Below are 18,338 nucleotides of genomic sequence, written 5' to 3'. Positions count from 1 at the left end.
GACGTGGGCGGCAAAATCCTCGAAGACTGCACGCGCGACGAGTTCTTCAACCACCCCGAAGAGCGCCAGACCCGTACCAAAGATTTCCTCAACAAAATCTTGCAGCACTGAACCCGCAGCCGCTGCCCTTCCCCCGCACACACCCGCAGGCGCCTGGCGCACCTGCGGGTGTGTTTTTATATGTTTTTGCCCTCCAGCCCTGACGCAGAGGGCGCTACCAGCTATGAAATTTGAAGCAGTTTTATTCGATTGTGATGGGGTTCTGGTGGACAGCGAGCCCATCACTAACGGCGTGCTGTGCCAGATGCTCAACGAGGCCGGCTGGGCCTTGACGCCCGCGCAGTGCATGGAGTGGTTCATCGGCAAAACCGTGCGCAGCGAGGCCGCCCGCATCGAGGCCCACACCGGTCGCCCGCTCACCGACGCCTGGATGGCCGCCTTCTACGCGCGCCGCAACGCCCGGCTGGCTGCCGAGCTGCAAGCCATTGACGGCGCCGTAGAGGCAGTGCGTGCCGTGCACGAGCGCCTGCAAGGGCGCATTGCCTGCGCCTCGGGGGCTGACCGCTTCAAGGTCGAGATGCAGCTGGCCCAGGTGGGTCTGGCGCCGTACTTTGCGGGCCGCATCTTCAGCGGCCACGAAATGCCCGCCACCAAACCCGCGCCCGACGTGTACCTGGCCGCCGCCGCCGCACTGGGCGTGGCGCCCACGCGCTGCCTGGTGGTGGAAGACACCGTGACGGGTGTGCAGGCCGGTGTGGCCGCCGGTGCCACCGTGGTGGGCTACAGCCCCAGTCCCATCGGCCACGGCACGCCCGAGGCGCTGCGCGGTGCCGGGGCCCAACACATCATTGCCGACATGGCCGCACTGCCCGGCTTGCTCAGTGGTTGGTAGCATTGCCACCGGGCGTGCGCGCCCGCGCTTTGCTCACCCCCAGCCCATCCTCCAAGCTTATGCCCCTGCAAGCTGAACTGCACCACGTGATTTACGCCCTCTCCGACGCCCTGGATCTGGTCGGGGTGGACGACCTGTCCCACGGCAAGCGGGTGGGCGTGATGGCCGCCGAATGTGGCCGCGTGCTGAGCCTGGGGCAGCCGGAGCAGCATTTTCTGTTCGAGCTGGGCATGCTGCACGACATCGGCGTGTCTTCTACCCGCATGCACCAGCACCTGCTGGCCGAGTTTGACTGGGTGGGCTCGCAAGAGCATGCGGTGGATGGCTGCGCCCTGCTGCAATCGTTTGCGCCGCTGGCGGCCATGGCCTTGCCCATCCGCTACCACCACACCCCCTGGAGCGAGCTGAAAACGCTGGATCTGGCGCCCGAGGTGGCCTTGCAGGCCAACCTGATTTACCTGGTCGATCGGGTGGACACCCTGGCCGCGCCCTACTACGCCAGCAACGCCGTGCTGGTTCATATGGCGCAAATCCGCACCGAAATCGCGCAGCGCAGCGGCTGCCATTTCGCGCCCGCGCTGGTAGAGGCGTTTTTGCAGGCTTCGCGCACCGAGGCGTTCTGGCTGCTGCTGGAGCCGCGTGCCATCCAGCAGGCGTTGCAGCACCAACTGGCACAGGCCACGCCCCTGCCCGCGCAGGGAATGCAAATCCGCCAGGCGGCTGCGCTGTTTGCCCGCATCGTCGATGCCAAAAGCCCGTTCACAGCACGCCACTCCGAGGGGGTGGCCTGCCTGGCCCGGCTGCTGGCCCAGCGCATGGGTGTGAGCGCCGACCACTGCGACAAGCTGGAGGTGGCCGGGCTGCTGCACGACCTGGGCAAACTGCGCGTGCCCGACGAAATCCTGGAAAAACCCGGTGTGCTGGAGCCCGACGAGCGCCAGATCATCCACACCCACAGCTTTGAAACCTTCCAGATTCTGCGCGGCATCCAGGGCTTTGAAGACATCGCCCTGTGGGCCGCCTACCACCACGAAGAGCCGGGCGGGCATGGCTACCCGTTCCATCTGGATGCGCGCACGCTGCCGCTGGAGGCGCGCATCCTGCGTGTGGCCGACATCTTCCAGGCCATGGTGCAAGACCGCCCCTACCGCGCCGGGCTGGACGCCGCCCAGGCCATGGCCTTCATGCACGAACTGGCGCAGGCCGGGCGCGTGGAGTGGCCCATTCTGGAGGCGCTGGAGCAAGACCTGGACGAAGCCATGGCCGCCGCCCACAGCACGCTGACCGACGCCGCCACGGCCTGAAACGCCCGCCCGCACCAGCGCACCAACGCAGCGGCCCTGCACTGGCCTCAGCCAGGCCGGGCGCTGCGCCGGAACTCGGCGGGCGATTGCCCCGTCCAGCTGCGAAACGCGCGGATAAAACTCTTGTCGTTGCCAAAACCCGCTTCGTGCGCCACCTGCTTGATGGGGCGGTCGGTGCGGTGCAGCAGGGCGATGGCGCGCTCGCGGCGCACCTCGTCTTTCAGCGCTTGCAGCGAGGCGCCCTCCTCCTTGAGCTGGCGGTGCAGGGTGCGCGGCGACAGGTGCAGGCGCTGGGCCAGGGCCTCGGCGCTGTGGGCGGCGCCCGGGTCGGCGGCCAGGGCGTGGCGCACACGCTGCACCAGCAGGCGGTCGCGCCGGTATTGCAGCACCGTCAGCGGCAGGGCGCGTTGCAGCATCTGGCGCAGCGCAGCCTCGTCGCGCTGCAAAGGCAGCGCCAGGTAGCGCGCATCCAAGCGGATGCTGGCCAGCGCCGCCCCCGCCACCGGGGCGCCAAACACCGTCGGCCCCGGAAACAACACCGCATAGGCGCTGTGGTGTGCAGGCCGGGCAAACGCAAACTGCGCCCCTTGCAGCGGAATGCGCGAGTCGATGAACCAGCAGGCCAGACCGTGGGCATTGCGCAGCACCGACACCGGGCAGAACTCCTGAAACGGCCCCAGGTCACGGTGCGCAGTGAGCGAGAGCGTGGCCGTACCGCCCTCGCTGTGCAGGCGCAGTGTGATGGCCTCTTGCAGCAGGCCGTGGTGGCGGCACCAGCGCTGCAAGGCCACGCCCAGCGTGGGCGCGCTGATGGAGGCACGCGCCAGCATGCCGTAGCTGCCCCAAGGCAGGCGGCGGCCAAACCAGCCCAGCGCCTCGTCGTCCAGCGCCTGCATGGCCAGGCCCGAGAGCCGCTCGAACTGCCAGGCGGTGACACGGGCCTCAGGGTTTACCACTTCTTGTGGCGCGATTTGTGCCTGCGCCAGCAGCGGACCGGGGGGCACACCGGCGCGTGTGCAAGCCTGCACAATGGCCTGCACAAAAGCCATGGGCGTAGCGGCAGGGCCGCCGGGAAGGGGCGATGACAGGGCGGCAACCGGTGCCGTGGCAGGAGCGTGATTCACCAGCCGCAGTGTGCGTTGCCGTGGCGCAATTTGCAACCCCGCTGGCAACCTCAAAACCAGCGAAGGGCGTATTCTTGCCGTTCGTGTCGTGGCATACCCACACCGCGCAGCCTGGCGTGACCGCCATGGCGCACGCCCTATTTCTTGCACCCGGAAAGACCACCATGCCCGTTTTGCAGAGCCAACTCAACGCCCGCTCGGCCGACTTTCAGGCCAACGCCAGCGCCATGCGCGCGCTGGTCGCTGACCTGAACGCGCACCTTGCCACCATTTTTGCGGGCGGTGGCGAAGCCGCCCGCGCCAAACACACCGCCCGTGGCAAGCTGCTGCCACGCGAGCGCGTGCAAATGCTGCTCGACCCCGGCACGCCGTTCCTGGAGCTGGCCCCCCTGGCCGCGCTGAACATGTACAACAACGACGCTCCCGGCGCGGGCCTGATCGCTGGCATTGGCCGCGTCAGCGGCATCGACTGCATGATCGTGTGCAACGACGCCACCGTGAAGGGCGGCACCTACTACCCGCTCACCGTCAAAAAGCACCTGCGCGCGCAGGAAGTGGCCCAGCAAAACCACCTGCCCTGCATTTACCTGGTGGACTCGGGCGGTGCCAACCTGCCCAACCAGGACGAGGTCTTCCCCGACCGCGACCACTTTGGCCGCATCTTCTTCAACCAGGCGCAGATGAGCGCCCAGGGCATTGCACAAATCGCCGTGGTCATGGGCTCTTGCACGGCGGGCGGCGCCTACGTGCCTGCCATGAGCGATGAATCCATCATCGTGAAAAACCAGGGCACCATCTTTTTGGGCGGCCCGCCGCTGGTCAAAGCCGCCACGGGCGAGGTCGTCACCGCCGAAGACCTGGGCGGTGGCGATGTCCACACGCGCCTGTCGGGCGTGGCCGACCACCTGGCGCAAAACGACATGCACGCGCTGGCCCTGGCGCGCAATGCCGTGCGCAATTTGAATAAAAACAAGGCTCCAGCGCCCGCCGATACTGCGCCAACAGCTCCTAATTTTGTAGCAGAAGAACTGTACGGCGTGATCCCCGTGGACACGCGCAAGCCCTTTGATGTGCGCGAAATCATCGCCCGCATCGTCGATGGCAGTGAGTTCGACGAGTTCAAGGCCCGCTACGGCACCACGCTGGTCACTGGCTTTGCCCGCATCGAAGGCATGCAGGTGGGCATCATTGCCAACAACGGCATTTTGTTTTCCGAGTCGGCGCTCAAGGGCGCGCACTTCATCGAGCTGTGCTGCCAGCGCAAGATTCCGCTGGTGTTCTTGCAGAACATCACCGGCTTCATGGTGGGCCGCAAGTACGAAAACGAAGGCATCGCGCGCAACGGCGCCAAGATGGTCACGGCGGTGGCCACGGCCAGCGTGCCCAAATTCACCATCATCATCGGCGGCAGCTTTGGCGCCGGTAACTACGGCATGTGTGGCCGCGCCTACTCGCCGCGCTTCTTGTGGATGTGGCCCAACGCGCGCATTTCCGTGATGGGCGGCGACCAGGCCGCTGGCGTGCTGGCCACCGTCAAGCGCGATGGCATCGAAGCCAAGGGCGGCAGCTGGAGCATGGAAGAAGAAGAAGCCTTCAAAGCGCCGATCCGCCGCCAGTACGAAGACCAGGGCCACCCTTACTACGCCAGCGCCCGCCTGTGGGACGACGGCGTGATCGACCCCGCCGACACGCGCCGCGTGCTGGCGCTGGGCCTGTCGGCCACGCGCAACGCGCCGATCGAAGACACCAAGTTCGGCATCTTCCGCATGTAACCCCACGGGGAGCTTCCATGGACGCTGTTGCCCACTTCACCCAACTCGCACGCTACAACGTGTGGGCCACGGTGCGCCTGCTCGATGCCGTGCGGGCGTTGCCTGAAGCGGCCTATCGGCACGATGTGGGCCTGTTCTTCAACAGCATCCACGGCACGCTCAACCACCTGCTGGTGGGTGAGCACCACCTGTGGTTTGTGCGGTTTGCCGAGGGCATTTCACCCAAGGTGGCGCTGGACACCGAACTGGAGAGCGACCGTGCACGGCTGGATGCCCGCCTGCGTGAAGGTGCTGCCCGCTGGGCACCGCTGATCGCTTCGTTCTCTCCAGACCGTTGGGGCGGCACGCTGGACTACACCACCATGCGCGGCACAGCGGCATCGTTGCCTTTTGCGGCCACGCTGGCGCATGTGTTCAACCACGGCACGCACCACCGGGGCCAGATCACCGCCGCATTGACCGCCCTGGGCCAGCCCTGCCCTGAGCTGGACCTTGTTTACTTCTTGCAAAACCCATCCAAGCCATGAGTCAGAACCTGTCCATCACCCAAACTGGCGCCGTGGCGCGCATCACGCTCACGCAGCCCGAGGTGCGCAACGCCTTCAGCGACGAGGTCATTGCCGAGATCACCGCGGCCTTCACCGAGGTGGGCGCGCGCCCCGACGTGCGCGTGGTGGTGCTGGCCGCCGAAGGCCCAGCCTTTTGCGCCGGTGCCAACCTGAACTGGATGCGCCGCATGGCCGACTACACCCGCGAGGAAAACCTCATCGATGCGGGCAAGCTGGCCCAGATGCTGCGCGTGATTTATGAATGCCCCAAGCCCACCATCGCCCGCGTGCAGGGCGATGTGTACGCCGGTGGCATGGGCCTGGTGGCCGCGTGCGACATGGCCGTGAGCGTGGATACGGCAGGCTACTGCCTGAGCGAAGTCAAGCTGGGGCTCATCCCCGCCACCATCAGCCCGTATGTGATCCGCGCCATGGGCGCACGCGCCGCGCACCGCTACTTTTTGACCGCCGAACGCTTTGACGCTGCCGAGGCACTGCGCACCGGTTTTGTCCACGCCGTGGTCGCACCCGATCAGCTCGACGCCAAGGTGGACGAGCTGGCCCGGGCCATCACCGTAGCCAGCCCCGACGCCGTGCGCGCCTGCAAAAAGCTGGTGCAAGACGTGGCCGAGCGCGACATCAACGCACAACTGATCGCCACCACCGTGGAAGGCATTGCCGACATCCGCGCCAGCGAGCAGGGCCGCGAGGGCGTGCAGTCCTTCCTGCAAAAACGCAAACCCGGCTGGCTGGCCTGAAATTCCTGGAGAAATTCACCATGTTTAAAAAAATCCTGATTGCCAATCGCGGTGAAATCGCCTGCCGCGTGGCCGCTACGGCGCACCGCATGGGCATCAAAACCGTGGCCGTCTATTCCGACGCCGATGCCCACGCCAAACATGTGGCCGCCTGCGATGAGGCCGTCCACATCGGCGCCAGCACCCCCAAGGAAAGCTACCTGCGCTGGGAACGCATCATCGAGGCCGCAAAAGCCACGGGCGCCCAGGCCATCCACCCCGGCTACGGTTTTCTGAGCGAGAACGACGAATTTGCCCAGGCTTGTGCCAAAGCAGGTCTGGTGTTCATCGGCCCGCCCGCCTCCGCCATCCAGGCCATGGGCCTGAAGGCCGAATCCAAGCGGCTGATGGAGCAAGCCCAGGTGCCCCTGGTGCCGGGCTACCACGGCGCCGACCAAAACCCGGCACTGCTGCAGTCTGAGGCCGACCGCATCGGCTACCCCGTGCTCATCAAGGCCAGCGCGGGCGGCGGTGGCAAGGGCATGCGTGTGGTCGAGCACAGCGCAGACTTTGCCGCTGCCCTGGCATCGTGCCAGCGCGAAGCCATCAACAGCTTTGGCAACGACAACGTGCTGATTGAAAAATACGTACAGCGCCCGCGCCACATCGAAATCCAGGTGTTTGGCGACACCCACGGCAACTGCGTGTACCTGTTCGAGCGCGATTGCTCGGTGCAGCGGCGCCACCAGAAGGTGCTGGAAGAAGCCCCCGCCCCCGGCATGACGCCTGAGCTGCGCGCCCGCATGGGCGAAGCTGCCGTGGCCGCTGCGCGCGCCGTGAACTACGTGGGCGCAGGCACGGTGGAATTCATCGTCGAGCAGCCCGGCGGCTACGAACACCCCGAGCAGATGAAGTTCTACTTCATGGAGATGAACACCCGCCTGCAAGTGGAGCACCCCGTCACCGAAGCCATCACGGGCCAAGACCTAGTGGAGTGGCAACTGCGCGTGGCCTCGGGAGAGCCCCTGCCCTGCAAGCAAGAAGACCTGCGCATCACCGGCCACGCCATTGAAGCGCGCATTTGCGCAGAAAACCCCGAGAACCACTTCCTGCCCGCCACCGGCACCCTGACCGTGTACCGCAAGCCGCATTGCACCAGCTTTGCACGCGGCGAAGTGCGCTTTGACGACGGTGTGCGCGAAGGCGATGCCATCAGTCCGTTCTACGACCCGATGATTGCCAAGCTCATCGTCCACGGCGACACGCGCGAGCAGGCACTGGCCCGGCTGGACGAAGCGCTGGCGCAAACACACATCGTCGGCCTGGCCAACAACGTGCAGTTTTTGCGTCTGGTGGCGCGCAGCCCCGCGTTTGCCAACGCCCAGCTCGACACAGCCCTGATCCAGCGCGAGGCCGCCGTGCTGTTTGGCCAGGAACTGGTGGGCCTGCCGCTGGCCGCTGCCGCTGCCGTGGCACAAACCCTGCTGGTCGAACAGCGGCTGGCGGGCACCGACCCCTTCAGCCAGCGCGATGGCTGGCGCTCGCACGGGCGCACGCAGCGGCGCTTTGCCTTTGAATTTGGCAGCGCCCAGGCCAGTGCCGTGCTGACCTACCAGGGCGGCGGCGCACTGGACTTTGCCGTGCAGCCCCCCGAGGGCCACGGCGCGGCCACCAGCGGCGCGCTGGCGTTCAAGGCGCTCTCCGATAACCGCATCGAGCTGGAGTTTGCCGGTGAGCGCACGCTGGTCAGCGTCTATGCCCAGGGCGAAACCGAGCATGTGTTCAGCGCGCGCGGTGCCACGCAGATTGTCGAAATCGACCTGCTGGCGCACGCTGGCGAAGTGGCCGCTGAGGGCGGTCGCCTGACGGCCCCCATGCCCGGCAAGGTGGTGTCGTTTGCCGTGCAGGCCGGTGACAAAGTCAGCAAAGGCCAGCCCCTGGCCGTGATGGAAGCCATGAAGATGGAGCACACGATTGCCGCGCCGTTCGATGGCGTGGTGGCCGAGCTGCTCTACGCCCCGGGCGACCAGCTGACCGAGGGCGCCGAGCTGCTCAAACTGGTGGCTGCCAGCGCCGCCTGAGCATGACCAGCTGCGGCACAAGGTGTGTGCCGCGCCGGACTGCGCTGGCGGGGCAATGGCGTTACGCTCTCGCGCCATGAAAATCACTTTTTGCTGCACCGATACCAAAGCCGAGCCCTGGTTACAGGGCTTGCGCGCGGCCCTGCCACAGGCGGACATCACCGTCTGGCAAAGCGGTGCCCCGCTGGCCGACTACGCCGTGGTCTGGGCACCGCCCCAACAGTTTCTGGATGAGCAGCAAGGCATACAGGCCCTGTTCAATATTGGCGCGGGCGTCGATGGCCTGCTACAGCGGCGCCTGCCTGCCGGCGCGCGCGTGGTGCGCCTGGACGACGCGGGCATGGCCGTGCAAATGGCCGAATATGTGTGCCATGCCGTTATCCGGCATTTCCGCGAGTTCGACGGCTACGAGGCCGACCGGCAGGCCGGGCGCTGGGCCTACCGCAAGCCACGCCTGCGCCAGGATTTTGCGGTCGGGGTGATGGGCCTGGGCGTGCTGGGCGAGCGCGTGGCCCAGGCGCTGGCGCAGTTCGAGTTTCCAGTCAACGGCTGGAGCCGCTCGCCCAAAGCCGTCGCGGGCGTGCGCGCCTTCAGCGGTGCGGGGCAGTTCAACGACTTCCTGGCCGCCAGCCGCGTGCTGGTCAATTTGCTGCCGCTCACGCCCGACACAGCCAACATCATCCACCGCGACACGCTCTCTCGCCTACAGCCGGGCGCTTACGTGATCAACGTGGCGCGCGGCGCGCACCTGGTTGATGACGACCTGCTGGCCTTGATAGCCAGTGGCCACGTGGCGGGCGCCACGCTGGACGTGTTCCGCACCGAACCGCTGCCCGCCGCCCACCCGTTCTGGCAGCACCCGAACATCACCGTCACCCCCCACACCTCGGCGCGCACGCTGCGCGACGAAAGCATTGCCCAGATCGCCCGCAAAATCACTGCGCTACAGCGCGGCGAGGCCATTGCCGGGGTGGTGGAGCCCGCCCGGGGGTACTGACAACGCACGCCCAGAAAAAACCCCCAAGCAACCTGGCTGCCGAGGCAGTGGGGTTGAAGGGGGCCGTGCTGGCTGGGACTTTACAGAAAATTTGATGGAGCCAATAGCACAACCATGAACCTTGCCCACCTTCCCACCCGCGTCAAACTCATCGACGTAGGCCCGCGCGACGGCCTGCAAAACGAGAAAACCCCCGTGCCTGCCGATGTCAAGATCAGCCTGGTGCAGCGCTTGCAGGACGCGGGCCTGCAAGAGATCGAAGTCACCAGCTACGTGAGCCCCAAGTGGGTGCCGCAGATGGCCGACAACCACGCCGTGATGCAAGGCATCGCCCGGCGCAGCGGCGTGCGCTACTCGGTGCTGACGCCCAATCTGCAAGGCTATGAAGCCTCGGTGCAAGACCGGCCCGACGAAATCGTGGTGTTTGGCGCTGCCAGCGAGGCCTTCAGCCAGAAGAACATCAACTGCTCGATTGCCGAGAGCATTGAGCGCTTTGCCCCGGTGGTGGCGGCGGCGCGCGCAGCCGGTATTGCGGTGCGCGGCGCCATGAGCTGCACCGTGGGCTGCCCCTACGAGGGCGAGATCGCCCCCGAGCGTGTGGCCTACCTGGCGGGCCTGATGCGCGGCATCGGCGTGCAGCGCGTGGACGTGGCCGACACCATCGGCGTGGGCACGCCGCGCAAGGTGCAGCGCGCCATCGAAGCGGCGTTGCAGCACTACGCCATTGACGAGGTGTCGGGGCATTTTCACGACACCTACGGCCAGGCGCTGGTCAACACGCTGGCGGCACTGGAGCTGGGGGTGTGGAACTTCCAGTCCTCCGTGGCGGGCCTGGGCGGCTGTCCCTATGCCAAGGGCGCCACGGGCAACGTGGCCACCGAAGACCTGGTGTACCTGCTGCACGGCATGGGCATCGAGACCGGCATCGACCTGGACAAGCTGATTGACGCCGGCGTCTACATCAGCGACTTCCTGGGCCGCAAAAGCGCCTCGCGCGTGGCGGTGGCCGTTCTGAACAAACGCGCTGGCTGAGCGCAACACCCGACACCATTGACCATGAACGCTACCAAACCAATAGCTGCTCGCGCAGAACTGCTGCGCGCTGCGGGCTATTTTGACCCAAATTCTGACGAGGACATTCCCTCGCCCTGCATCTCGGTGTGCCGCATGACCGAAGACCGCAGCCACTGCGAGGGGTGCTTTCGCACCATCCCCGAGATCCGCGCCTGGGCCGGGGCCGACCGGGCGCAGCGCCTGTCCATCTGGACGCAGTTGTCGCAGCGCGCGGGGGTGGCCTTTGCGCCCGTACCTGCCGCCCAGGAGAACGCATGAAGCACATCACCTTCTACCTCGACTTTGTCTCGCCCTACGCCTGGCTGGCGTTTGAACGCCTGCCGCAGGCGCTGGAGGGCCTGAGCTACAGCGTGGAATACCGCCCGGTGCTGCTGGGCGCACTGCTGCAGCAGCAGGGCAACCCCGGCCCGGCGGGCATTGCGCCCAAGCGCGACTGGACGTACCGCCATGTCACCTGGCTGGGCCACGCGCTGGGCGTGCCGCTGCACATGCCCGCGCGCCACCCATTCAAGCCGCTGCCGCTGCTGCGCCAGGCACTGGCGTGCAGCCACGACGGCAGCATCAACCGCTTCACAGCGGGCACGCTCTTGCGCCATGTCTGGCAAGGCGGGCACGACGCGCTGGACGCCACGCGGCTGGAGCAACTGGCCCAGGCGCTGGCGCCGCAAGTGCAGCCCGGCGACGACGACGGCGCACGCGCCAAGGCGCTGCTGCGCAGCAACACCGATGCCGCTGCCGCACGCGGTGTGTTTGGCGTGCCCGCCTTCGAGGTCGATGGCAAGCTGTTCTGGGGGCTCGACGGCCTGCCCATGCTGCGCGCCTATCTGGAGGGCGATGCCTGGTTTGCCACCGGCTGGGACGCCGCTGCAAGCGTGGAGAAAGGCATCCCGGGTTGAATGGGCGCCATGCCCAACGCCTTCAACTTTGCCGCTTCTCCCTTTGACTGCCTGACGCCCGACGAGCGCGGGCTGGTGCGCCAAAACGTCGATATTGCCTACTTCCCCGAGGGCGCCGTGGTGCTCGATGTGGGTGTGGTGCCCACGCATTTGTTCGTGCTCATCAAAGGCTACGTCACGCAGACCGAGGGCGATGAAGTACTGGCCACCTATGGCCCCGACGACACCTTTGATGGCCGGGGGCTGGTGGCCGGGCGCGTCAGCAGCCGCTTCGTGGCCGCCGAAGAGGTGGTGGCCTACCAGCTCACCCACGAGGCGGTGAACACACTGATTGCACGCAACACCACCTTTGGCGCGCTGCTGTTTTCCGACATCGGACACAAACTCAGCACGCTGGCCCAGCGCGGCGACCAGCACGAGCTGCAATCGCTCACGCTGGCGCGCGTCGATCAAGCCTACCTGCGCCCGGCGCACAGTGTGGACGCACAGACCGACATCGTCTCGGTGGTGCGCATCTTCCAGGCCCAGCGCACCACCAGCGTGCTGGTCACGGGCCTGCCTGGCGGGGCGATGGGCATTTTCAGCAACACCACGCTCCAGCGCGCCATCCTCGATGGCCGCCCGCTGGCGCAATTGGCAGTAGGCGAGCTGGCCAGCAGCCCGGTGGTCACGGTGCGCACCAGCGACCAGCTGGGCGACGCCATGGCCCAGCTGCTTCGCAGCCGCATCCACAGGCTGGTGGTGCTGGACGAGGCCGGGCAGGTGCGCGGCATTCTGGAGGCGCTGGATTTGTTCAGTTTTCTGGCCAACCACTCGCACCTGATCACGGTGCAGATCGAGCAGGCCAGCGACCTGCCCGCGCTGGCGCAGGCCGCAGCACAGATCACGCGGCTGATTGCGCTGCTATACCGGGGCGGCACCCGCATCAGCCTGATGACCACGCTGGTGCAGCAGCTCAACGCCCGCTTGTTTGAGCGCGCCTGGGCCATGGTGGCGCCGCCCGAGCTGGTGGCCCACAGCTGCCTGTTCGTGATGGGCAGCGAGGGGCGTGGCGAGCAGCTGCTGAAAACCGACCAGGACAACGGCCTGATCCTGCGCGACGGCTACCAGCCGCCCGACGACTTGCAGGCGATCTGCCAGCGTTTCTCGCAGGCGCTGGCAGATTTTGGCTACCCCGAATGCCCCGGCCACATCATGGTGAGCAACCCGCAGTGGCGCGCCAGTGCCAGCGAGTTTGGCCAAAAGGCGCGCCAGTGGCTACTGCTGCCCGATGCCGACAGCCTGATGCACCTGGCCATCTTCATGGACGCCCACGCCGTGGCGGGCGATGCCAGCTTGCTGGCCGCCGTGCGCGAGCGCCTGGTCACGCTGGCCACCGACAGCGATGCCATGCTGGGCCGCTTTGCCGCCGCCGTGGAAGCCTTTGGCAGCAGCACCAGCTGGTGGAACCGCTGGCTGGCGCGCAGCGATGGGGCGCAGCACCTGAACCTGAAAAAAGAAGGCATCTTCCCCATCGTACACGGCGTGCGCAGCCTGGCGCTGGCCCAGCGCGTGGCGCCCACCAGCACGGCCGATCGCATCGCCGCGCTGGTGGCAGACGGCACCTTGAGCAGCGCCCAGGGCGATGAACTGACCGAGAGCCTGTATTTTTTGATGGGCCTGCGCCTTAAAGCGGGCCTGGCCGAGCTGGACACGGGCCGCGCTGTCAGCGGCGAAGTCGCCCCCGAGCGCCTGAGCAGCCTGGAGCGCGACCTGCTCAAAGACACGCTGTCGGTGGTCAAGCGCTTCAAGGTGCTGCTGCACCACCGCTTCCGCCTGGACGCCCTGTGAGCGGGGCCTGCCCATGACCACCGCCCTGCCCGCCTCCCTCGCCCCCGCCACGGGGCCACGGCGCTGGTGGCAATCGGTGCAGCGCCAATGGCAGCTGCGCCAGCTCACCGACCCGGCATTTGCCTTTTTGTTCGACCCGCCGCCGCCCGATGAATGGGTGTCGCTGGACTGCGAAACCACCGGCCTGAACGTGCGCAGCGACGAAATCATCTCAATTGGCGCCGTGCGCATCGTCGGCCAGCGCATCCTGACCAGCCAGCGCCTGGAACTGCTGGTGCGCCCCGACAAGGGCGTGTCGGCAGAGAGCGTGCGCATCCACCGCCTGCGCAGCAGCGACGTGGCCCAGGGCCTGGCGCTGGACGAAGCCATGCACCAGCTGCTGCACTTCATCGGCAGCCGCCCGCTGGTGGGCTACTACCTCGAATTTGATGTGGCGATGCTGCAACGCGCCATCCGCCCCCTGCTGGGCGTGGGCCTGCCCCAGCCCAAAATCGAAATCTCGGCGCTGTACTACGACCACAAATTCCGCCAGCTGCCGCCCTACCAGCAGCACGACAACGCCGACATCGACCTGCGCTTTGACACGCTGATGGCCGACCTGCAACTGCCTCGGCGCGACGCCCACGACGCGCTCAACGATGCGGTGATGGCGGCGCTGGCCTTCATCAAGCTGCGCCAGCTGCACCACGGGCACTGAACCTGCACTGCTGCCGCACGCGCAGCAGGCGGCCAGCCAAACCCAAGCCAAAAAAGCCTTCAGCGCCCGCAGAATGGGCGCCAATAGCTATCTTTTTAATAGCATTTTGCGCAATCCCACCGCAGCCTGGCTGCGGTATCGAGCTGCGTGCAGACGCAAAAAAACCGGGCGCTGCGGCCCGGCTTTTTTGGGGGGAAGTGGCGCAGCGGTATATCCGCTGCGCCGGGGGTGCATCGCACCCTCCCAAGGGAATGGACTCAGTGGCCCGATGCGCCCGATGCACCGAAACCGGTTTCCGAACGCACTTGCTGCGCGGCAAACTCCGAGCGCTCGCGGGCTGCGTTGGCGCTGCGGTCGGTGATGGAGAACAGCCACACGCCCAGGAAGCCGATGGTCATCGAGAACAGGGCTGGCGAGGTGTAGGGGAACCAGGCCGAACCGGCAGGGTTGCCCAGCGTGGCTTCCCACACCGAGGGCGAGACCACGGTCAGGCCCACCGAGGAGATCAGGCCCATGAAGCCACCGATCACCGCGCCGCGTGTGGTGCAGTCTTTCCACAGCACCGACATGAACAGCACCGGGAAGTTGGCCGAAGCCGCAATCGCGAAGGCCAGCGACACCATGAAGGCGATGTTCTGCTTCTCGAAGGCAATGCCCAGCACCACGGCAATCACGCCCAGTACCAGGGTGGTGATGCGCGACACTTTCAGCTCGGCTGCGCTGTCGGCCTTGCCCTTTTTGATCACGGTGGCGTACAGATCGTGCGACACGGCAGAGGCGCCCGACAACGTCAGACCCGCCACCACGGCCAGGATGGTGGCAAACGCCACGGCAGAGATGAAGCCGTAGAACACGTTACCGCCCACCGACTTGGCCACCAGCACCGCAGCCATGTTGGCCGTACCGGCACCGCCGTGGATCACGCCCTTGGCCACATCGGCAAACTCGGGGTTGGTCAGCACCAGGGTGATGGCGCCAAAGCCGATGATGAAAATCAGCACGTAGAAGTAACCGATCCAGGTGGTGGCCCACAGCACGGACTTGCGCGCTTCCTTGGCATCGGGCACGGTGAAGAAGCGCATCAGGATGTGCGGCAGACCAGCGGTACCGAACATCAGCGCCATACCGAAGGAAATGGCAGAGATGGGGTCTTTGATGAAGCCACCGGGGCCCATGATGGACAAGCCCTTCTTGGCAGCCTCTTCAGGGGACATGCCACCGTTAGCAGCAATTTGGGTACGCACTTCCACGCCCTTGGCAAACAGCGCCTCGGGGCTGAAACCGAACTGCGCCAGCACCATGAAGGCCATGAAGGTCACGCCCGACAGCAGCAGGCAGGCCTTGATGATCTGCACCCAGGTGGTGGCCGTCATGCCGCCAAACAGCACGTAGATCATCATCAGCGCGCCCACGATGACCACGGCCATCCAGTATTCCAGGCCGAACAGCAGCTTGATCAGCTGGCCGGCGCCCACCATCTGGGCGATCAGGTAGAAGGCCACCACCACCAGCGTGCCCGAAGCGGCAAAGGCGCGGATGGGGGTTTGCTGGAAGCGGTAACCGGCCACGTCGGCAAAGGTGAACTTGCCCAGGTTGCGCAGGCGCTCGGCCATCAGGAAGGTGATGATGGGCCAGCCCACCAAGAAGCCCAGCGAGTAGATCAGGCCGTCGTAGCCCGACGCCATCACCGCCGCAGAAATACCCAGGAACGAGGCAGCCGACATGTAGTCGCCCGCAATGGCCAGGCCGTTCTGAAAGCCGGTGATGCCGCCACCGCCGGTATAGAAGTCAGAGGCCGACTTGGTCTTGGCCGCTGCCCACTTGGTGATGTAGAGCGTGCCGGCAACAAAGGCGCCGAACATCACGATGGCCGTCCAGTTGGTGGCCTGCTTGGCAGCCTGGCCCATGTCGGCACCAGCGGCGTGCGCGCCCGCTGCCGCTACCAGGCCCACCAGTGCCAGCAGGATGCTGGCGTACGTTGTGTGGCGATTCATTTGGAAGCGTCCTTCAGGATTTCTTTGGTCAGCGTGTCGAACTCGCCGTTGGCGCGGCGCACGTAGATGCCCGTGATCACGATGGTGAAAATAATCACCCCCATGCCGATGGGAATGCCCACCGACGTCACGCCCGCACCAATCGGCTGGGCCAGAAAAGGCTTGTTGAAAGCAATCAGGGCGATGTAGCCGTAATAAACGATCAACATCAGAATCGTCAGAAAAACCCCCAACCGATTGCGCTTGGCGCGCAACTCCAGGTATTTGGGATGGCGCTGTATCTTGTCTACCACCGGATCACTCATCGTGTTGTCTCCTCAGGAATGGGTAAAAGGCCAGGCCGTGAAACCGTGCCGGCTTCAAAGCGTTGGCTGATTCTGCAAACGCCGTCTGACCAACTGCTTACGAAAATTGCCCAAAGCTGCCATTTAAGTGCTTGATTTATTAGGGGAAACCCGTTGGTAATTACCCTAGGACGCACCCTGCCAAGGAGATCGGCAGCACTTGTTTTTCCGGGCTTGAGGCACCATCAGCGGGTTTGCCGGTTTCCCTTTTCCTCCTGAAAGAACCCCCATGAGCGATGGCCTGATCCGTATCCGTGGCGCCCGCCAGCACAACCTGAAAAACGTCGATCTGGACATCCGCACGGGCGAGCTCACCGTGGTCACGGGGCCCAGTGGTTCGGGCAAATCCAGCCTGGTGTTTGACACCCTGTACGCCGAGGGCCAGCGCCGCTACGTGGAAACCTTCAGCGCCTATGCGCGCCAGTTTCTCGACCGCATGGACAAGCCCGCCGTGGACAAGATCGAGGGCGTGCCCCCGGCCATTGCCATCGACCAGACCAACCCGGTGCGCAGCTCGCGCTCCACCGTGGGCACGATGACGGAGCTCAACGACCACCTCAAACTGCTCCTGGCGCGCGCCGGGCAGTTGTTTGACCGGCAAACCGCCCAGCCGGTGCGCCACGACTCCCCCGAAACCATTTACGCCGAACTGCAACGGCGCTGCGGCGTCGCACCGCCGCCGCGCCACCCCCAGGCGGCGAGCGCTCCCTTGGGGAGCATGGGGGCCATGGCCAACCCGCGCCTGGTGCTGACCTTCCCGGTGGAGCTGCCCGCCGCCACCAGCGCCGAGGAGGTGGCGCAGTGGCTGTCGGTCAGCGGCTTTACCAAGGTGCAGGCCGAGCGCGAAGTGGCCACGCCCAGCGGGCCGCGCAAGGTGCTGGACGTGGTGGCCGACCGCTTTCGTCTGGGCAATGCCGAGAAGGCACGCGTGATCGAGGCCATCGAGGTCGCGCTCAAGCGCGGCACAGGGCGGCTGAACGTGTACCGGCTGCTGGAAAGCGGCGATGGCGCCACCACCACCACCGCCCAGCCCGCAGACACCGTCCCCAGCGCGCCCGCCTGGGAGATTTGGCGCTTTTCCACCGGCCTGCACTGTCCCGACAGCGATCTGCGCTATGCCGAGCCCATCGCGTCGATGTTCTCGTTCAACTCTGCGGTGGGCGCCTGCGAAACCTGCCGGGGCTTTGGCCGCGTGATTGGCGTGGACTGGGGCCTGGTCATCCCCGACGACAAGCTCACCCTGCGCGCCGGTGCCATCAAAGCCATACAGACGCCCGCCTGGAAAGAGTGCCAGGACGACCTGCTGCGCCACGCCGAGCGCGAAGGCATACCGCGCGACACGCCCTGGAACCAGCTCACCGAGGCGCACAAAAACTGGGTGATTGCCGGCTCACCCGAATGGAAAGGGAAATGGAACCAGCAGTGGTACGGCATACAGCGCTTTTTTGACTACCTGGAGAGCAAGGCCTACAAGATGCACATCCGGGTGCTGCTGTCCAAATACCGCAGCTACACCGAATGCCCCAGCTGCGCCGGTGCGCGCCTCAAAACCGACAGCCTGCTCTGGCGCCTGGGCAGCCAAGAAGACGCCGACGCCGTGCTGGCGCCTGAACAGCGCTTCATGCCCGTGGGCGTGGCCTGGTCGCGCGCACAACTCGAAGCCCTGCCCGGCCTGTGCCTGCACGACCTGATGCGCCTGCCCATTGAGCGCCTGCGCCGGTTCTTTGACCGGCTCAGTGCCTTGCCCCCCCATGCCACGCCAGCACCCCGCAACGGCGATGCCCAGGCCCTGCGCCTGCTGTTCGACGAAATCGGCACCCGCCTGCGCTACCTGTGCGATGTCGGCATCGGCTACCTCACCCTGGATCGGCAAAGCCGCAGCCTGAGCGGCGGCGAGGTGCAGCGCATCAACCTGACCACTGCGCTGGGCACCAGCCTGGTCAACACGCTGTTTGTGCTGGACGAGCCCAGCATCGGCCTGCACCCGCGCGACATGCACCGCATCACCGAAGCCATGCTGCGCCTGCGCGATGCGGGCAACACGCTGG

At 66.0% G+C, this 18,338-nt stretch carries 16 protein-coding genes and 1 pseudogene; 14 read left to right on the top strand and 3 right to left on the bottom strand.

What is annotated here, in order from left to right:
* The 3 genes and pseudogenes from PHX69_RS08700 to PHX69_RS08690 form a co-directional block, all read left to right on the top strand.
* Nucleotides 1-111 (top strand): annotated as a pseudogene (locus PHX69_RS08700) (amino acid ABC transporter ATP-binding protein); the annotation flags it as partial.
* 112 nt (nt 112-223) lie between these two features.
* Nucleotides 224-892: an HAD family hydrolase gene (locus tag PHX69_RS08695; protein ID WP_288043334.1), complete on the top strand. Its 669-nt coding sequence runs from the start codon at nt 224-226 to the stop codon at nt 890-892.
* A 59-nt stretch (nt 893-951) separates the two neighbouring features.
* On the top strand, nt 952-2,196 hold the full coding sequence (locus PHX69_RS08690) for an HD-GYP domain-containing protein (protein WP_288043333.1): 1,245 nt from the start codon (nt 952-954) through the stop codon (nt 2,194-2,196).
* A gap of 47 nt (nt 2,197-2,243) precedes the next feature.
* On the opposite strand, the gene PHX69_RS08685 is transcribed toward PHX69_RS08690, so the two are convergent.
* Complete coding sequence (locus tag PHX69_RS08685) at nt 2,244-3,245, bottom strand: AraC family transcriptional regulator (RefSeq protein ID WP_119012661.1); 1,002 nt, start codon at nt 3,243-3,245, stop codon at nt 2,244-2,246.
* Nucleotides 3,246-3,484: 239 nt separating this feature from the next.
* Between PHX69_RS08685 and PHX69_RS08680 the strand changes: the two genes are divergently transcribed.
* From PHX69_RS08680 to PHX69_RS08635, 10 genes are all read left to right on the top strand, one after another.
* Nucleotides 3,485-5,092 (top strand): carboxyl transferase domain-containing protein, encoded by a 1,608-nt coding sequence (locus PHX69_RS08680; RefSeq protein ID WP_288043332.1) that lies wholly within the window; start codon nt 3,485-3,487, stop codon nt 5,090-5,092.
* Between the two features lie 17 nt (nt 5,093-5,109).
* The gene (locus PHX69_RS08675) at nt 5,110-5,619 is read left to right on the top strand and encodes a DinB family protein (RefSeq protein WP_288043330.1); all 510 of its coding nucleotides are present in this window, start codon (nt 5,110-5,112) and stop codon (nt 5,617-5,619) included.
* Complete coding sequence (locus PHX69_RS08670) at nt 5,616-6,398, top strand: enoyl-CoA hydratase/isomerase family protein (protein ID WP_288043329.1); 783 nt, start codon at nt 5,616-5,618, stop codon at nt 6,396-6,398. Before PHX69_RS08675 ends, PHX69_RS08670 begins: the two co-directional genes overlap by 4 nt.
* A 20-nt stretch (nt 6,399-6,418) precedes the next feature.
* Nucleotides 6,419-8,458 (top strand): acetyl/propionyl/methylcrotonyl-CoA carboxylase subunit alpha, encoded by a 2,040-nt coding sequence (locus tag PHX69_RS08665; RefSeq protein WP_288043328.1) that lies wholly within the window; start codon nt 6,419-6,421, stop codon nt 8,456-8,458.
* 76 nt (nt 8,459-8,534) lie between these two features.
* A complete protein-coding gene (locus PHX69_RS08660; RefSeq protein ID WP_119012666.1) occupies nt 8,535-9,455 on the top strand; it encodes a 2-hydroxyacid dehydrogenase in 921 nt (306 codons plus the stop codon).
* 114 nt (nt 9,456-9,569) lie between these two features.
* Nucleotides 9,570-10,487 carry a hydroxymethylglutaryl-CoA lyase gene (locus tag PHX69_RS08655; protein WP_288043326.1) on the top strand — a complete coding sequence of 306 codons (918 nt, stop codon included), beginning with the start codon at nt 9,570-9,572 and terminating at the stop codon, nt 10,485-10,487.
* Between the two features lie 24 nt (nt 10,488-10,511).
* Nucleotides 10,512-10,787, top strand: a complete 276-nt coding sequence (locus PHX69_RS08650; protein ID WP_288043325.1) for a DUF1289 domain-containing protein — start codon at nt 10,512-10,514, stop codon at nt 10,785-10,787.
* A complete protein-coding gene (locus PHX69_RS08645; RefSeq protein ID WP_119012669.1) occupies nt 10,784-11,425 on the top strand; it encodes a 2-hydroxychromene-2-carboxylate isomerase in 642 nt (213 codons plus the stop codon). The genes PHX69_RS08650 and PHX69_RS08645 overlap by 4 nt, the downstream gene beginning before the upstream one ends.
* A 9-nt stretch (nt 11,426-11,434) precedes the next feature.
* Nucleotides 11,435-13,255, top strand: a complete 1,821-nt coding sequence (locus tag PHX69_RS08640) for a DUF294 nucleotidyltransferase-like domain-containing protein (RefSeq protein WP_288043324.1) — start codon at nt 11,435-11,437, stop codon at nt 13,253-13,255.
* Between the two features lie 13 nt (nt 13,256-13,268).
* A complete protein-coding gene (locus PHX69_RS08635) occupies nt 13,269-13,952 on the top strand; it encodes a 3'-5' exonuclease (RefSeq protein WP_288043323.1) in 684 nt (227 codons plus the stop codon).
* Between the two features lie 257 nt (nt 13,953-14,209).
* Here the strand turns inward: PHX69_RS08635 and PHX69_RS08630 are convergent, their stop codons facing one another.
* Both PHX69_RS08630 and PHX69_RS08625 read right to left on the bottom strand, forming a co-directional pair.
* Entirely contained in the window at nt 14,210-15,946 is a 1,737-nt protein-coding gene (locus tag PHX69_RS08630) for a cation acetate symporter (RefSeq protein ID WP_288043322.1), read from the bottom strand.
* Entirely contained in the window at nt 15,943-16,251 is a 309-nt protein-coding gene (locus PHX69_RS08625) for a DUF485 domain-containing protein (RefSeq protein WP_119012672.1), read from the bottom strand. Before PHX69_RS08625 ends, PHX69_RS08630 begins: the two co-directional genes overlap by 4 nt.
* 268 nt (nt 16,252-16,519) lie before the next feature.
* On the opposite strand from PHX69_RS08625, the gene PHX69_RS08620 reads away from it, so the two are divergent.
* Nucleotides 16,520-18,338, top strand: a 1,819-nt coding sequence (locus PHX69_RS08620) for an excinuclease ABC subunit UvrA (protein ID WP_502958505.1), incomplete at its 3' end; no start/stop codon positions are given.

The organism is Simplicispira sp. (assembly GCF_028687295.1).
Taxonomy (GTDB): domain Bacteria; phylum Pseudomonadota; class Gammaproteobacteria; order Burkholderiales; family Burkholderiaceae_C; genus Simplicispira; species Simplicispira metamorpha.
Note: the sequence above shows the minus strand (reverse complement) of the source record. Positions and strands in the feature narration are given on the sequence as shown.

Excerpts from the sequence above, each read along its gene's own strand:
- PHX69_RS08695 (WP_288043334.1), top strand. The coding sequence starts at position 224 with ATGAAATTTGAAGCAGTTTTATTCGATTGTGATGGGGTTCTGGTGGAC.
- PHX69_RS08690 (WP_288043333.1), top strand. The coding sequence starts at position 952 with ATGCCCCTGCAAGCTGAACTGCACCACGTGATTTACGCCCTCTCCGAC.
- PHX69_RS08685 (WP_119012661.1), bottom strand. The coding sequence starts at position 3,245 with ATGGCTTTTGTGCAGGCCATTGTGCAGGCTTGCACACGCGCCGGTGTG.
- PHX69_RS08680 (WP_288043332.1), top strand. The coding sequence starts at position 3,485 with ATGCCCGTTTTGCAGAGCCAACTCAACGCCCGCTCGGCCGACTTTCAG.
- PHX69_RS08675 (WP_288043330.1), top strand. The coding sequence starts at position 5,110 with ATGGACGCTGTTGCCCACTTCACCCAACTCGCACGCTACAACGTGTGG.
- PHX69_RS08670 (WP_288043329.1), top strand. The coding sequence starts at position 5,616 with ATGAGTCAGAACCTGTCCATCACCCAAACTGGCGCCGTGGCGCGCATC.
- PHX69_RS08665 (WP_288043328.1), top strand. The coding sequence starts at position 6,419 with ATGTTTAAAAAAATCCTGATTGCCAATCGCGGTGAAATCGCCTGCCGC.
- PHX69_RS08660 (WP_119012666.1), top strand. The coding sequence starts at position 8,535 with ATGAAAATCACTTTTTGCTGCACCGATACCAAAGCCGAGCCCTGGTTA.
- PHX69_RS08655 (WP_288043326.1), top strand. The coding sequence starts at position 9,570 with ATGAACCTTGCCCACCTTCCCACCCGCGTCAAACTCATCGACGTAGGC.
- PHX69_RS08650 (WP_288043325.1), top strand. The coding sequence starts at position 10,512 with ATGAACGCTACCAAACCAATAGCTGCTCGCGCAGAACTGCTGCGCGCT.
- PHX69_RS08645 (WP_119012669.1), top strand. The coding sequence starts at position 10,784 with ATGAAGCACATCACCTTCTACCTCGACTTTGTCTCGCCCTACGCCTGG.
- PHX69_RS08640 (WP_288043324.1), top strand. The coding sequence starts at position 11,435 with ATGCCCAACGCCTTCAACTTTGCCGCTTCTCCCTTTGACTGCCTGACG.
- PHX69_RS08635 (WP_288043323.1), top strand. The coding sequence starts at position 13,269 with ATGACCACCGCCCTGCCCGCCTCCCTCGCCCCCGCCACGGGGCCACGG.
- PHX69_RS08630 (WP_288043322.1), bottom strand. The coding sequence starts at position 15,946 with ATGAATCGCCACACAACGTACGCCAGCATCCTGCTGGCACTGGTGGGC.
- PHX69_RS08625 (WP_119012672.1), bottom strand. The coding sequence starts at position 16,251 with ATGAGTGATCCGGTGGTAGACAAGATACAGCGCCATCCCAAATACCTG.